The sequence below is a fragment of the Bradyrhizobium sp. S3.2.6 genome, assembly GCF_040546885.1.
Classification (GTDB): domain Bacteria; phylum Pseudomonadota; class Alphaproteobacteria; order Rhizobiales; family Xanthobacteraceae; genus Bradyrhizobium; species Bradyrhizobium cytisi.
In genome coordinates this window covers 583,426-596,292 of the sequence record NZ_JBEPOS010000002.1, presented here as the reverse complement: position 1 = coordinate 596,292, position 12,867 = coordinate 583,426, and the positions used below count along the sequence as shown (strand labels likewise).

Here is a 12,867-nt window from a genome sequence, read left to right as displayed (position 1 = left end):
CGGCGCACGGTAAGGTAGAGCAACCGGCTTTCAGAATGGACCGGGCGGAGGGAAATCGCCATGAACTTGCGCAGTGCTCTTTGTGCCACGTGCCTGGTTGGCCTTGTCGCCAACAGTTCGGCAATCGCCGGAACCAACGATATCCTGATCGGGCTCGACAACAAGATCACCTATGGTCCCGATGGCCCGACCAACGGCGCTCCAGGCAATGACGCCGTCATTGTCGTGGACGTCTCCGACCCCGCCAAACCCAGGATCCGCGCCAGCCTGCCGCTCACGAATTCCCTGCTCGGACCGCCGACCAACCTGCAGATCACACCGGACGGCAAGCTCGGCCTGGTCGCCAATTCCGTGGTCCACGTCCAGGACGGCGACGCCTGGAAATCAGTCCCCGACGACAAGCTGTACGTCATTGATCTCGCCGCCGATCCGCCGAAACTGATCGACACGGTGACCGTAGGACGGCAGCCGTCCGGCCTCTCGATTTCCAGGAAGGGCGACCTCGCGTTGATTGCCAACCGGGACGGCAAAAGCGTTTCTGTCGTCTCGATTCAGGGCTCGACGGTCAAACCTGTCGGCGAGGTCCCGCTGGAGCAGCAGGCTGCCGCCGTTGTCATCGCACCCGACGGCAAGCGCGCTTTTGTCTGCATGAATCTCGTCAACAAGATCGGCGTGCTGGCGATCGATGGAGAAAAGGTGACGTACGACAAGTCGATGGACATTCCATCGGCCCTCAATCCGTACAACATCGACATCACCCCGGACGGCAAATACGTCATCGCCTCGAACACCGGCGCACAGAAGAACAACGCTGACGCCGAGGTGATTATCGAAGCGACCAGCCCACATCCCCACGTGGTCGATGTGATGAGCCCTGGGACCGGACCGGAAGGCTTCGCGATCGCGCCCGATGGAAAGACCGCGGCCACCCCGCTCCTGCTCGGCACCGCGGCCAAGGACAGCGACTGGTTCAAGACCAAAGCCGGCGAACTCGTGCTGATGTCCATCGGCACCGATGGCAAGCTGACGGTGACAGCGCGCGCGCCGCTCGGCGGCCTCCCGGAAGGCGTGGTCTACAGCGCGAACAGCGATTACCTGTACGTGGCCAATTATTTCGAAAAGGACCTGCAGGTGTTTCAGCTCGCCGGCGGGAAGCTCACCGAAGTCGGAGGTTCAAGGCTAAAGCTGCCAGGCCAGCCCGCATCCATGCGCGCGCCGGCGCGATAGACCATGCGTCACCCCCTGCGCCGGCTCGGAAGCATGGAAGAGAGCTGCCGCCGCCGAGCCGCGCCGATGGTTACGGGACAGACCAGCCCGGCAGCCCGCTCTTACTCTTTGCGGCCTTCGTCCAGGAACGCCTGAACCGGAATTACAGCGACAGTGCGCTCAATCGCGCTCGCGTCCAATTAAGTGCACTGTCACCGTAATTCCGTAATTCCACCGTAATTCCCGTAATTCCGTTGAAGTAAGGCCGCCCCAGTTGGCGGCCTCTTCTGAAGGTTCACGCTTCCGACCTCAATGGTCTAATTTGAATCTCGCTGCGGCCTACTTTGCACTGCGGAATTTAGTATCTATTCGGGCAGAACAAGCGCCTAGTCATTCCATCACCGGCCCATCACGGTATCTATCGGTGACTGAGAGCTGCTCGTGCTCCCGCTATCACGCGGAGCCACCCCATGCGAACCAAACAAACCATTCCCGTAACCGTTCGACTTGCCCAGTTGGCGGACGAAGCCCGCCGGCGCGCCGAGGCAGCACCGCCCGGAGCGAAACGCGAAGCTCTCCTGAAAGCGGCGCGTATAAGCGAAACCGCCCTCCAGCAATGGATTGGCTCCCCAGGATTGAAAGCGCCGACCTAACTGCGGAGTCGATCCAACTCGACGAGCATCGGTTTCGACCATCTTAGCCCGCGCCTCTAGGAGCGGGTGACGTCGGAGAACTCGCCCTCGAAGGTACCTGCCGCAGGCAGTGTCCGGAGCTCGCCGCACAATCCTGCTTGTCGGTGATCTGGCAATGGCCCGTCGAGCGCGGCGAAATCATCACCGATACGAATTTCGAAACGCGTATCCGGGTTGTGGTGGATCAGTTGCTGACCTTAATCGGTGAAGGGCGCTCAATCGAAAAACCTGCATTGCCATTTCATCGAACGGGACAGCAGTGCTGGCTTGAAGAGCATCGCCGCCGGTCACATGTTGAGAGGATCGGGGATCGTTGGCCCGATACATTGGCAACGCACCCACCGCCTCATTGAAGGTCGCGTGCGTCCAAACAAGAGCGAGCACGGGCTGCGTTCGAGCACCGCTCGACGCAGTACCTCTACGCAAATGCAACGGCACGAACCGCCGAGGGAGACCTTGGCGGCTTTTGCGTGTGGCCAGATATGCAAGGAACGGCAACTGTGGTCTTGCACTCAGATGCGAGTTAGGCGCCATTTCTTGCCATCTCTCTCGGCCTACGCCGGGCGCTTTGGCTCAAGTTGCGTTTTGCGGACAGCCCCCGGTCAACATCTCGCGAAGCTCGGCCTTGGTCTTGGGGGGCGTTTAGGTGATTGGCCTCGCATTCTGTCAGTGGCTACAGAGTTCGATCCCTGCGCGGTGTAAATCCGCAAATCCCATAGTCTGGTGACTTGGCCGGGACGTTATCGCCGTTCAACTCGGCGCGATCCATTAGAAAAACGGCTTGACCGTTAGGCCCTTCGCTCGGGCGTCCTGAATGAAGGTATGCGCTTCCTCATTCGACAAGGTCAGCTCGGGACCACCAAGAAACTCCTCTCCCTGAGGAGTATTGGCGCGGAAGGTCGTCTCTCCTTGATTCACATGGACCGTATAATCAACATCGCCATGGGACTCTGGCATGTTGGCCTCCTTGTCCCCACCCCGGTGCATATTGCGCCGATTTCAACCCGTGAGACAAGGCGCTGATCGTCGCCAACCACTACCTCGAAACCGATCTGGAGAAACTAAATGCAGCGGTCTCGATGGGTTATGCGCGAGGGAAAGTTGTTCGAGGAGGCCAGGACGCTGCCGCGTGATCGTTAAGATTGGTATGATTGAGCCGGGTTGATTGGTCAGCGATTCTGACAGGAGCACAAGATGGCTCTCCTAAAGCGCGAATTATATCGTCATGTGACAGGCCCTGAGGTCACCCACGCGGATCGTTGCACACTCATTTTCGATACCGACGCAAAGAAGTTATACGTCGAGCGCGAGGTGGCGGATTTTGATGCCAGCGTTGTTGGCACGATTCAGATCCAATCATCAACGATGGATATCGCTGACTACCTCAAGCAGGGCGGTCAAACTGCTGGTCACCGCGAGCTATGGCGCTTGCTGCAAACGATCTTCAAAGAGGACAACAATTCGGAAGAGATGTAAGTTGGATCAGGGGTTCGTTGGCATCCCCACATAGTGTCCATGACCCAATGGCATGGCCGCAACGGACCGAGCGGCTTTGGGAAATCGGTGATATCGTCGAGGTGTTGAAAGCGTGGGAGGCCGCCCAAGTGGCGTCAGGACCGTTTGGGCCGTTTCGGAAGGGCCGTGACGCTCCACTTGAGTCCGAAATCGGCGCCAAAGCGGACATTTGGCGATCAATCTGAATTTGTCACTCGCGGTCCCTTTTTCTACGCTCTCAGTTCTCTAGGGCTTCGGCCGAACCACCCGCGTCAGCATCGGAAAATGCTTGTTGCCGCCCGCGAACGGCGGGAATTTTACGAAGTCCGCGCGCATGCGCTTGATCACGTCGGAGCCGAGCGCATGCGCGAGGGCTTGCGGGCTGTCGAACACCAGCTTGTTGCGCTGCATGTGCTCGACGCGCTGCGACGGCAGCCGGTCGACCCAATCGATGCGGGTGTAGATTTCGATCTGGCGGACGTTCGGGAAGGTCCGCATGATCGACGGATGGTGCTCCAGATAATGCAGGTTCCAGGCGTTCATGTCCTCGGCTGGCCCGGGATAGTGGACGAGGTAACTGCACGGAGTTGTCGTTCCCGCCGGATGTTCGGCGACATCGACGGGAAACGCGCGCGTCAGCATCACCTGGTGCGTGACATCCAAGCCAGCGAGGCTCGGTAGTTCGGCTCCCGCCGCGAGATTGGCAAGGATGCCGCCGCGATCCATCGCCGCCTCGCAAGCGAACAGGTCGGGAAACCGCAATTGAAACGCAAACACGGGACCGGAGCCGTCGGTCTTGTAGGGATGGTCGATCGACTGTTCGAGCGGCGTGAACAGCAAGGCCTCGGTCATGTCAGGGATCGATCCGACCAGCTGCGCGACGGCTGCAATTTCGCTAGGGCCAATCCGTCGTTCGCCTGCCGGATCTGAGAATGTCATGAAGAGCGAGATCATGCCGGCGTTACCTCAGCCCCCTCGTCCGCGCTCACATGCGCCATGAGCGCGGCGCGAATGTTATCAGGCCACGGGATCGCATGATGATCGACAAGCGAGGTCGCGGCAAGGATCTGACGCGCACGCCAGCGCATGCCGGTCGCGCCCGAGACCACGTGCTCCAAATGGAGAGACGATCCACCGACCCGGCCGATCTGCAACTTGAACGTCAGGAGATCGCCGAACATCGATGGCCGGGAGAAGTCGCAGGTCAGGTGCACCGTCGGCGTCCCGATCTTTCGGACCATGATCAGTTCCGGCCATGGAAAACCGATTGCCGCCCAAAAGTCTTCGACGACACCGTTGAGGATGTTCAGGTAGGAGGGGAAGTACGCGATGCCCGAGGGATCGCAGTCTCCGAACCTGAGTTCGCGATCGAACGAGAACGACGCCATCAGATCGCAACGACCGGGTGCCTGATGACACCGACGCCGTCGACCCCTGCCTCCACCACGTCACCCGGCCACAGCCATTCCTGCGGGCTCATGCCGGCGCCGACGCCTTCCGGCGTTCCGGTCGCGATGATGTCGCCCGGCTCCAGCGTCATGCCCGATGAAATGTCCGATATCAGAACCGGAATGTCGAAGATCATGTATTTGGTATTGGAGTCCTGCTTCATGATCCCGTTCTTGGTCAGCCAGAGCCGCAGGTCGTGCGGGTTGGGAATCTCGTCCGCCGTCACGATGCAGGGGCCGAACGGCGCATAGGTGTCCATGCCCTTGGAGAAGATCCACTGGCCGGCGCGGCGATTGTCGCGCGCGGAAATGTCGATCATCACCGAATAGCCGAAGACGTGGTCCATCGCCTTCCCGGTCGCGACGCGGGTCGCGGTCTTGCCGATGATGACGGCGAGCTCGACCTCCCAGTCGAGCTGCTGCGTCATCTTCGCGTTGTGCTGGATCGCGCCGCCCGGACCGATCACCGAGGTGGGCGGCTTGGAGAAGACGACCGGCTGCTTCGGCAGATCCTTTTCCGTATCCAGGCTCCTGGCGGACTCTGCGACGTGCGCACGGTAGTTCAGCCCGATGCCAAAAATGTTCTTTCGCGGCCGCGGGATCGGCGCTTGCAGCTTCCCGTCCTCGACCGGCACGGCAGAGCCAGGCGGCAAGCGTCCATTGGCGTTGTCCAGGCACTCCCTGAGCGCCGGCAGCAGCGTCACGCTGTTGTCGATCAACGACAGCATGTCGCTCGGCCATGCAAGGCCATGCGACGCACCGAGGCGTTCGACGTCCACAACCAAGCCATCAACGAGGACCCCGAGGCGGGCACCGCTGGAGCCCAAGGTGTAGGTAACAAGGCGCATCGAATCTCTATCCGGCTGTTTCGGTTGAATTCTGCTGGAGGTACGTCAGGCAGCGACCGGCTGGTGACCGGCATTGTCGCCATAGGCCTCTTCCCGGTAGAAACCGAGGCCTTCGATGACAGGCAGATCGTTGAAGCAGAACAGGCAGGCATCCTCGCTCTCCGAGGCGTTGCCGTGCTCATGCCACGCCCAGGACGGAACGCAGAAGATGTCGCGCTCCTGCCACTCGAAACGCTTGCCTGCGATCACCGAATAGCCGCGGCCCTTGGCGACCTGATAGATAAAGCTGCCGGTGTGGCGGTGCGACTTCGTTCGTTCGCCCGGCCGCAGCAACTGCATGCTGGCGCCGATCGTCTGCATCACGTGCCCGCCGGTGATCGGATTGACGTAGTTCATGAGAATGCCGTCATAGGGCGAGCCGTCGGTCGCGTCCGTATATTTGCGCAAGGACTCGTAGGTCGGCTCCCACTCGTATTTGAACATCGGGGAATAGCCGTTCGACCATTTCGAGCCGGCCGGGCGAAGACCGGGATTGCCCCAGGTTTTGGTCATATCGTCGACGGGATAGCCGGACTCTTCCTGCTGAACCTTGGGATGGACCGCGAAGAAGTTGGCTTCCAGCGCGTTGACCAGGGGGATATCGAGGCCATCCTGCCAGATGCAGACGGAGCCGTTGGCTTCGACGCCATGCTCGTGCCAGGTGCCGTTCGGCGTCAGCACGAAATCCCGCGCCCCCAGCGTCATCTTGTGACCGTCGACGATGGTGTAGGCACCGGATCCTTCCATGATGAAGCGCAGCGCTGAAGCCGAATGCGCGTGCGCGGTCGCGACCTCACCGGGATGCATCACCTGCAATCCCGAATAGAGCCAGCCGACCGCGGCCGAGACGTCGCGGCGGCCGGGATTGTTGAGATAGATCACCCGCCGCCCCGCCTTCTCCGGCGAGACCAGCTCGACCGAGCGCAGCACGTGCTCGCGCAGATCGTTGTAGCGCCAGAGCACGGGAACGGAGGCCGATTGCGGCGCCCACGGCTCGATCTTGTTGGCGACCGTCCACAGCGCGCCGGCCTCGTATTTTTCGAGGTCCTTGTAATAGGCCTTGAGCTCGGGGGTGTCTTCGACATTGGCCCGGCCGACGACGTTCTCGCGCATCCTGTCCTCCAAGTCCGTCAAGTGGCTTCAACCAAGCATGATGAATTTGCACGCGAATGTCTCCACATCGTCATGGCCGGGCTTGTCCCGGCCATCCACGACCTTTCGCGCGGCACAAAGAACGTGGATGCCCGGGACAAGCCCGGGCATGACGAGTTTGTGGTGCTACCATTCCCAACAACCATCCCCATCATTCCGATTTGGGTGGTATCGACGAGAAGCTCGCCTGCTCGATGGCATCACCATCTGCGAGGTCCAGCGGCGCCAGCGGACGCCGGTTGATCCGCAGATCAAAAATGTCGAACCGATTATAGTGCCCGACAATGTCGTGCATCTGCTTCGGCTGGATGCAGCGGTCGAGATCGATGTCGGCATAGACGATGCCCTCGTCGTCGATCAGGGCATCTCCGACCACGCGACCGTCCGGCCCGATGATGCCGGAGAAGGCACTGGATTTGCGCTGCAGGCGCGCACGCGCGTCGGGGACGACCGTTTCCATCGTCGTGATGATCTCCTCCGACACCGTCGAGCAGGAGACGACCGTAAAAATCTTGCCTTCAAAGGAATGCGCAATCGCGCGCAACTTGATCGCCTCCGCCATGTCGTAGTCGGGAGGTGCGACCGGAAGCGAGATGTAGCTGGCGACATGCACGAGCTCACCCTGACCCAACAGCGCAAAGCGCGCGAGCGTGTTGGTGTTCTCGCCGCAGGCAAGGCCTCCGAGACGCCCGATCTCGGTATCATAGACGCGCAGGCTCGATCCGTCACCGCCGGTCCAGGTCAGCTTCTCTGCCCAGGTCGGGACCAGCTTGCGGTGCTTGCCCAGCAGCGCACCGTCCGGCCCGATGAACACCATCGTGTTGTAGATCGCCCCCAGCGACACCGGGCTGCGCTCGTTGACGCCGAGCACGACGTAGCAGGCGCAATCGCGCGCCGCTTTGCGAACGACATCGACCTCCGGCCCCGGCACCAGCACGGATGCCTTGGCGAGCTTCTCGAACCATGCGCCGCCGGTGACGGGATCGGTGATCCAGTTCCAGTAGGGATAGCCGGGAACGAACACCTCGGGGAACGCGACGAGCTTCGCGCCATTGGCTGCGGCTTCACGGACCAGTGAAGCCGCCTTGTCGGCCGTCGCGCTCGGATTGAGATAGACAGGTGAAGCCTGGACGGCGGCGGCTCTAAAGCGAGGCAGCTTCAGCATTGGCCCTACCCTGTCGCCGGCTCACGACCGCCTTGTCGGAGCCGAGGTCCGCAAGCGTGATAACATGGCGCGGCGTTGACTTACTTCACATGTAAACGTATGCTATCGCATATTTCTGGAGGGTGCAATGGCTGAACGGTCTTTTGCTCGCGAGGTCGAGGATCTCCGGCTCGGCAACGGCGACACCTTTCGCGGCGAAGGCATCCTCGCCATCACCAAGGCGCTACTGCAATCCGGCGTCGCCTATGTCGGCGGCTACCAGGGTTCGCCGATCTCGCACCTGATGGACGTGCTCGCCGACGCCAAGGACGTGCTCGACGATCTCGGCGTCGTGTTCCAGAGCTCCGCCAACGAGGCGGCCGCGGCGGCGATGCTGTCGGCGTCGGTGATGTATCCCCTGCGCGGCGCGGTTGCGTGGAAGTCCACCGTCGGCACCAACGTGGCCTCCGACGCGCTCGCCAATCTCGCCTCGGGCGGCGTCACCGGCGGCACCATGATCATCGTCGGCGAGGATTATGGCGAAGGCTCCTCGATCATGCAGGAGCGCACGCATGCGTTTGCGATGAAATCGCAGATCTGGCTGCTCGATCCCCGCCCCGATCATGAGTGCATCGTCAATCTGATCGAGAAGGGTTTTGAGCTCTCCGAGTTCTCGAACACGCCTGTCATGCTCGAGGTGCGTGTTCGCGCCTGTCACATGCACGGCAGCTTCGCCTGCAAGGACAACCGCAAGCCGGCTCACACCATCAAGGACGCGCTCAACAATCCCAGGCGCGACGTCAACCGCATCGTGCTGCCGCCGGCGGCCTATGAGCACGAGCAGGAGAAGATCAAGACGCGGATGCCCGCGGCGGTTGGATTCGTCCGCGACAATAAACTGAACGAGTGGATGGGGCCGACGCAGGGCAAGGTCGGCATCATCATGCAGGGCGGCATGTACAACAATGTCATCCGCGCGCTGCAATATCTCGGACTGTCGGACGCCTATGGCAATACGCAAGTCCCGCTCTACGTCATGAACGTCACCTACCCCGTGATCGACACCGAGGTTGCCGAGTTCTGTGCCGGCAAGGAGGCCGTCCTGATCGTCGAGGAAGGCCAGCCGGAATATCTGGAGCAGGCCATCAACACGGTCCTGCGGCGCAAGGACATCCAGGCGCGCGTCCATGGCAAGGACGTGCTGCCGATGGGCGGCGACTACACCGCGCAGGTTCTGCTCGGCGGCGTCAGGGAGTTTTTGGAGAAGACCGAACCTCGGCTGCTCGGCAACCGTCCGCCGGCGCCGGACGCAACTCCCGTGCTCAATCACCCCGCGGTCGAGAGGCTGAAGCAGGTGGTGCCAGCACGCCCGCCCGGGCTCTGCACTGGATGTCCGGAGCGGCCGATCTTCGCCGCGATGAAGCTGGTCGAGGAAGAGCTTGGTCAGCACCACGTCTCGGCCGACATCGGCTGCCATCTGTTCTCGATCCTGCCGCCGTTCAATATCGGCGCGACCACGATGGGCTTCGGCCTCGGTCCGGCCTCGACCTCGGCCTTCAACGTCAAGGCCGACAAGCGCTCGATCGCGGTGATGGGCGACGGCGGCTTCTGGCACAACGGATTGACCAGCGGCATCGGCAATGCCGTGTTCAACAAGCATGACGGCGTCTTCGTCATCGTCGATAATTTCTACACCTCGGCCACCGGCGGTCAGGACATCCTGTCGTCGCGCGCGACCAACAAGCGGCGCGACACCAATAACTCCATCGTCAAGGCCGTGAAGGGCATCGGCGGCCAATGGGTGCGCCAGCTCGACCGCACCTACGACGTCGGCAAGATGCGCGACACGCTGAAGGAGGCGCTGACGACCAAGGACGAAGGTCCCAAGGTCATCGTCGCCTCCTCCGAATGCATGCTGAACAAGCAGCGCCGCGTGAAGCCGCAGATGAACAAGGCGATCAAGGACGGATTGCGCACCGTCAAGGAGCGCTTCGGCGTCGACGAGGACGTCTGCACCGGCGATCACGCCTGCATCCGGCTCTCGGGCTGCCCGTCGCTGTCGGTGAAGCAGCTCGACGATCCCCTGCGCGACGATCCGGTTGCCGCGATCGATAATTCCTGCGTCGGATGTGGCAATTGCGGCGAGGTCGCGGAAGCCGCCGTGCTCTGCCCCTCGTTCTACCGTGCCGACGTCATTCATAATCCGACGCGCTGGGACAGCTTCAAATCGAAGATCGCCATGGCCGTGATCGGCTGGCTGCAGCGGCGGCGCGACCGGCGTCGTCCCGCGCTCGAGGCGCTGGCATGAGAGACGAGACGGTCCGGCTCGCGCTGCCTGCCGCCGGTGAAGCGACCGAGCGGCCGATCTCGCTCGCGATCGTCGCGATGGGCGGCCAGGGCGGCGGCGTGCTGACCGACTGGATCGTTCAGCTTGCCGAGAACCACGGCTGGGTCGCGCAATCGACTTCGGTGCCCGGCGTCGCCCAGCGCACCGGCGCGACGATCTACTACATCGAGGCGATGCCGCCACTCGACGGCCGCAAGCCGATCCTGTCGCTGATGCCGACGCCCGGCGACGTCGACGTGGTGATGGCGGCGGAGTTCATGGAGGCCGGCCGATCCATCCTGCGCGGCCTCGTGACGCCGGATCGCACCACGCTGATCGCCTCCAACCACCGGTCGTTTGCGATCGGCGAGAAGATCGCGCCGGGCAACGGCATTGCCGATGGCGGTGCCGTCACCGGTGCCATCGGAATTGCCGCCAAGACCGAGATCATCTTCGATTTGAACGCGCTGGCGATCGCGCATGGCAGCGTCATCTCGGCCGCGATGCTCGGCGCGCTCGCGGCGGCCGGTGTGCTGCCGTTCAGCCGCGACAGCTATCTCGACGTGATCCGCGCAGGTGGGAAAGGCGCGAAGGCCAGCATCGAGACTTTCGAGGCCGCCTTTGACCGGGTCAAGACCGGCGCCGCCGACGTCGCAGCGCCCGCGCAACCGAAACAGGCTGACAACGCCCCTTCTTCGGCGACACCCGATCCGGATCTCGCCGCCCTCGTCGCAAGATTGAATCAGGAGCTGCCCGAGCCAGCGCTCGCCATGGCGCGCGCGGGCTTGCGGAAGGTGGTCGACTTCCAGGACGTCGCCTATGGCGGCGAATATCTCGACATCCTCAGGACGTTGCACGCGGCCGACCGAAACGCCGGCGGTGGTGCGCACGCTTATGCTTTCACCGAGGCCGCGGCAAAATATCTCGCCAACGCCATGACCTATGACGACGTCATCCGCGTCGCCGACCTCAAGACGCGCGCCGGTCGCCGCGCGCGCATCGAGAGCGAGCTCGAGATGTCGCAGGGCCAAGTGCTCCAGACCACCGAATTCATGCATCCCCGCATGGAGGAGGTCATGGGCATGCTGCCCGCGGGTTTTGGCCGCTGGCTTGACACCAGGCCGCGCCTGCTCGGCTGGCTCGATCGACGCGTCAACCGGGGGCGCCGGGTGCGGACCTACTCGCTGCCCTGGTTCCTGGCGCTCTATGTCGTGGGCGGACTGCGCGGCCTGCGCCGCGGCTCGCTGCGTCACGCCATCGAGACGGCGCACAGGGACGGATGGCTCAAGGCCGCAACCGACGCGGTCGGCATCAATTACCAGCTCGGCGTCGAGATCCTGCAATGCCGGCGCCTGGTGAAAGGCTATTCCGATACCCACGCCAGAGGCCTGTCGAAATTCGACCGGACGCTCGCGGCCATCAAGCTGGTCGAGCGACGCGACGATGCCGCCGATTGGGCGCGCCGCCTGCGGGAGGCCGCGCTGAAGGACAGCGCCGGCAAGGAGCTCGATGGCGTGATCCAGACCATCAAGACTTTTGCATGACAGCACTCAAAGAGAACATTGTTCCCGTCCCTGGGCAGATTGAAACCCGGCTCTGGCTGCAATTGCTGTCGCTGCATGGCGAACTGTTCGCGTCGCTGAGTGCGATGCTGAACTCCGAGTTCGGCTTGTCGCTCGCAAAATTCGACGTGCTGGCCCAGCTCGATCGTTGCAGGGACGGCCTCGCGCTCGGGCAATTGTCGCAAAACCTGAAGGTCACTGGCGGCAATGTCTCGGGGCTGGTGCAGCGTCTGCTCGCCGACGGCCTCATCAGCAGGGAGATGTCGAGCGAGGACCGGCGGTCCTTCATCGTGCGCCTGACGCCGAAAGGCGAAGCGCTGTTCAGGAAGGCCGCCGACGTCCACAAGAAGCATCTCGGCAAACGGCTCGAGAACGTTTCGGCCCGGGAGCTGGACGGCGCGCTGTCCGTGCTGAAATCGCTTTCTTCAAAACTTCATACCGAGACCAAGAAGCAAAGTCGCAAGAGATAATGGCCAGAGAATCCAAGAGCAGGTGGAAGTCGGGTCCGCCCAGGACAAGGGACCAGCTGCAAACCTACATCCCGTATCTGTTCAACCGGCTCGCCAATCGCTGGAACCTCGATCAGAACCGCGACCTGAGCGAGCACGGCGTCAACAATGTCGTGTTCCGGACGCTGTCGGTGCTGTTCATCTACAAGACCCTCACCGTCAACGAGGTCGCCGTTCTCGCGGTGACCGAGCAGTCGACCGCGAGCCGCATGGTCGAGTCCATGGTGTCGTCGGGCCTCGTCAAGCGCGAGATCGCCGAGGAAGACCAGCGCCGCCGCGTCGTGGGACTGACGCCGGACGGCGAAGCGCTGCTGCGCAAGATCTGGCCGATCATGGCGAACAATTACGACAAGCTGATCGAAGGCATCGAGCCTGATGACATCGAGGTCTGTGCGCGGGTCCTGGCCAAGATGGTCGAGAATATCCGCCAGAACCAGATCTGAAGAA

General features: G+C 62.3%; 13 protein-coding genes. 7 read left to right on the top strand and 6 right to left on the bottom strand.

All coding sequences use genetic code 11. The annotated features are described in order from the left end of the window. Positions 1-60 precede the first annotated feature (60 nt). A complete protein-coding gene (locus ABID58_RS07055) occupies positions 61-1,227 on the top strand; it encodes a YncE family protein (protein WP_354032065.1) in 1,167 nt (388 codons plus the stop codon). A 769-nt stretch (positions 1,228-1,996) separates the two neighbouring features. After that, complete coding sequence (locus ABID58_RS07050) at positions 1,997-2,251, top strand: hypothetical protein (protein WP_354032064.1); 255 nt, start codon at positions 1,997-1,999, stop codon at positions 2,249-2,251. 415 nt (positions 2,252-2,666) lie between these two features. Here the strand turns inward: ABID58_RS07050 and ABID58_RS07045 are convergent, their stop codons facing one another. After that, positions 2,667-2,855, bottom strand: a complete 189-nt coding sequence (locus ABID58_RS07045; RefSeq protein WP_148755431.1) for a hypothetical protein — start codon at positions 2,853-2,855, stop codon at positions 2,667-2,669. A 237-nt stretch (positions 2,856-3,092) separates the two neighbouring features. On the opposite strand from ABID58_RS07045, the gene ABID58_RS07040 reads away from it, so the two are divergent. After that, positions 3,093-3,374 carry a hypothetical protein gene (locus ABID58_RS07040; RefSeq protein ID WP_148755432.1) on the top strand — a complete coding sequence of 94 codons (282 nt, stop codon included), beginning with the start codon at positions 3,093-3,095 and terminating at the stop codon, positions 3,372-3,374. A 264-nt stretch (positions 3,375-3,638) separates the two neighbouring features. Here ABID58_RS07040 and ABID58_RS07035 read toward each other — a convergent pair whose 3' ends face one another. From ABID58_RS07035 to ABID58_RS07015, 5 genes are all read right to left on the bottom strand, one after another. Next, the gene (locus ABID58_RS07035) at positions 3,639-4,244 is read right to left on the bottom strand and encodes a hypothetical protein (RefSeq protein ID WP_246230359.1); all 606 of its coding nucleotides are present in this window, start codon (positions 4,242-4,244) and stop codon (positions 3,639-3,641) included. Between the two features lie 98 nt (positions 4,245-4,342). Further along, positions 4,343-4,780, bottom strand: coding sequence for an acyl-CoA thioesterase (locus tag ABID58_RS07030; protein WP_354032063.1), 438 nt, complete (start codon positions 4,778-4,780; stop codon positions 4,343-4,345). Continuing rightward, positions 4,780-5,688 (bottom strand): fumarylacetoacetate hydrolase family protein, encoded by a 909-nt coding sequence (locus tag ABID58_RS07025; RefSeq protein WP_148755435.1) that lies wholly within the window; start codon positions 5,686-5,688, stop codon positions 4,780-4,782. Before ABID58_RS07025 ends, ABID58_RS07030 begins: the two co-directional genes overlap by 1 nt. A gap of 45 nt (positions 5,689-5,733) precedes the next feature. After that, positions 5,734-6,840: a cupin domain-containing protein gene (locus tag ABID58_RS07020; protein ID WP_148755436.1), complete on the bottom strand. Its 1,107-nt coding sequence runs from the start codon at positions 6,838-6,840 to the stop codon at positions 5,734-5,736. Positions 6,841-7,030: 190 nt separating this feature from the next. Further along, positions 7,031-8,044, bottom strand: coding sequence for a carbon-nitrogen hydrolase family protein (locus ABID58_RS07015; protein ID WP_148755438.1), 1,014 nt, complete (start codon positions 8,042-8,044; stop codon positions 7,031-7,033). A gap of 127 nt (positions 8,045-8,171) precedes the next feature. Between ABID58_RS07015 and ABID58_RS07010 the strand changes: the two genes are divergently transcribed. The 4 genes from ABID58_RS07010 to ABID58_RS06995 are packed head-to-tail and all read left to right on the top strand — an operon-like array spanning position 8,172 to position 12,863. After that, the gene (locus ABID58_RS07010) at positions 8,172-10,331 is read left to right on the top strand and encodes a thiamine pyrophosphate-dependent enzyme (RefSeq protein WP_354032062.1); all 2,160 of its coding nucleotides are present in this window, start codon (positions 8,172-8,174) and stop codon (positions 10,329-10,331) included. Next, positions 10,328-11,893, top strand: a complete 1,566-nt coding sequence (locus ABID58_RS07005; protein ID WP_354032061.1) for an indolepyruvate oxidoreductase subunit beta family protein — start codon at positions 10,328-10,330, stop codon at positions 11,891-11,893. The genes ABID58_RS07010 and ABID58_RS07005 overlap by 4 nt, the downstream gene beginning before the upstream one ends. Continuing rightward, complete coding sequence (locus tag ABID58_RS07000) at positions 11,890-12,381, top strand: MarR family winged helix-turn-helix transcriptional regulator (RefSeq protein WP_354032060.1); 492 nt, start codon at positions 11,890-11,892, stop codon at positions 12,379-12,381. Before ABID58_RS07005 ends, ABID58_RS07000 begins: the two co-directional genes overlap by 4 nt. Further along, on the top strand, positions 12,381-12,863 hold the full coding sequence (locus ABID58_RS06995) for a MarR family winged helix-turn-helix transcriptional regulator (protein WP_148755442.1): 483 nt from the start codon (positions 12,381-12,383) through the stop codon (positions 12,861-12,863). The genes ABID58_RS07000 and ABID58_RS06995 overlap by 1 nt, the downstream gene beginning before the upstream one ends. Positions 12,864-12,867 lie beyond the last annotated feature (4 nt).

Coding starts and splice junctions, on each gene's coding strand:
- ABID58_RS07040 (WP_148755432.1), top strand. CDS start 3,093: ATGGCTCTCCTAAAGCGCGAATTATATCGTCATGTGACAGGCCCTGAG.
- ABID58_RS07025 (WP_148755435.1), bottom strand. CDS start 5,688: ATGCGCCTTGTTACCTACACCTTGGGCTCCAGCGGTGCCCGCCTCGGG.
- ABID58_RS07030 (WP_354032063.1), bottom strand. CDS start 4,780: ATGGCGTCGTTCTCGTTCGATCGCGAACTCAGGTTCGGAGACTGCGAT.
- ABID58_RS06995 (WP_148755442.1), top strand. CDS start 12,381: ATGGCCAGAGAATCCAAGAGCAGGTGGAAGTCGGGTCCGCCCAGGACA.
- ABID58_RS07055 (WP_354032065.1), top strand. CDS start 61: ATGAACTTGCGCAGTGCTCTTTGTGCCACGTGCCTGGTTGGCCTTGTC.
- ABID58_RS07000 (WP_354032060.1), top strand. CDS start 11,890: ATGACAGCACTCAAAGAGAACATTGTTCCCGTCCCTGGGCAGATTGAA.
- ABID58_RS07020 (WP_148755436.1), bottom strand. CDS start 6,840: ATGCGCGAGAACGTCGTCGGCCGGGCCAATGTCGAAGACACCCCCGAG.
- ABID58_RS07045 (WP_148755431.1), bottom strand. CDS start 2,855: ATGCCAGAGTCCCATGGCGATGTTGATTATACGGTCCATGTGAATCAA.
- ABID58_RS07015 (WP_148755438.1), bottom strand. CDS start 8,044: ATGCTGAAGCTGCCTCGCTTTAGAGCCGCCGCCGTCCAGGCTTCACCT.
- ABID58_RS07005 (WP_354032061.1), top strand. CDS start 10,328: ATGAGAGACGAGACGGTCCGGCTCGCGCTGCCTGCCGCCGGTGAAGCG.
- ABID58_RS07035 (WP_246230359.1), bottom strand. CDS start 4,244: ATGACCGAGGCCTTGCTGTTCACGCCGCTCGAACAGTCGATCGACCAT.
- ABID58_RS07010 (WP_354032062.1), top strand. CDS start 8,172: ATGGCTGAACGGTCTTTTGCTCGCGAGGTCGAGGATCTCCGGCTCGGC.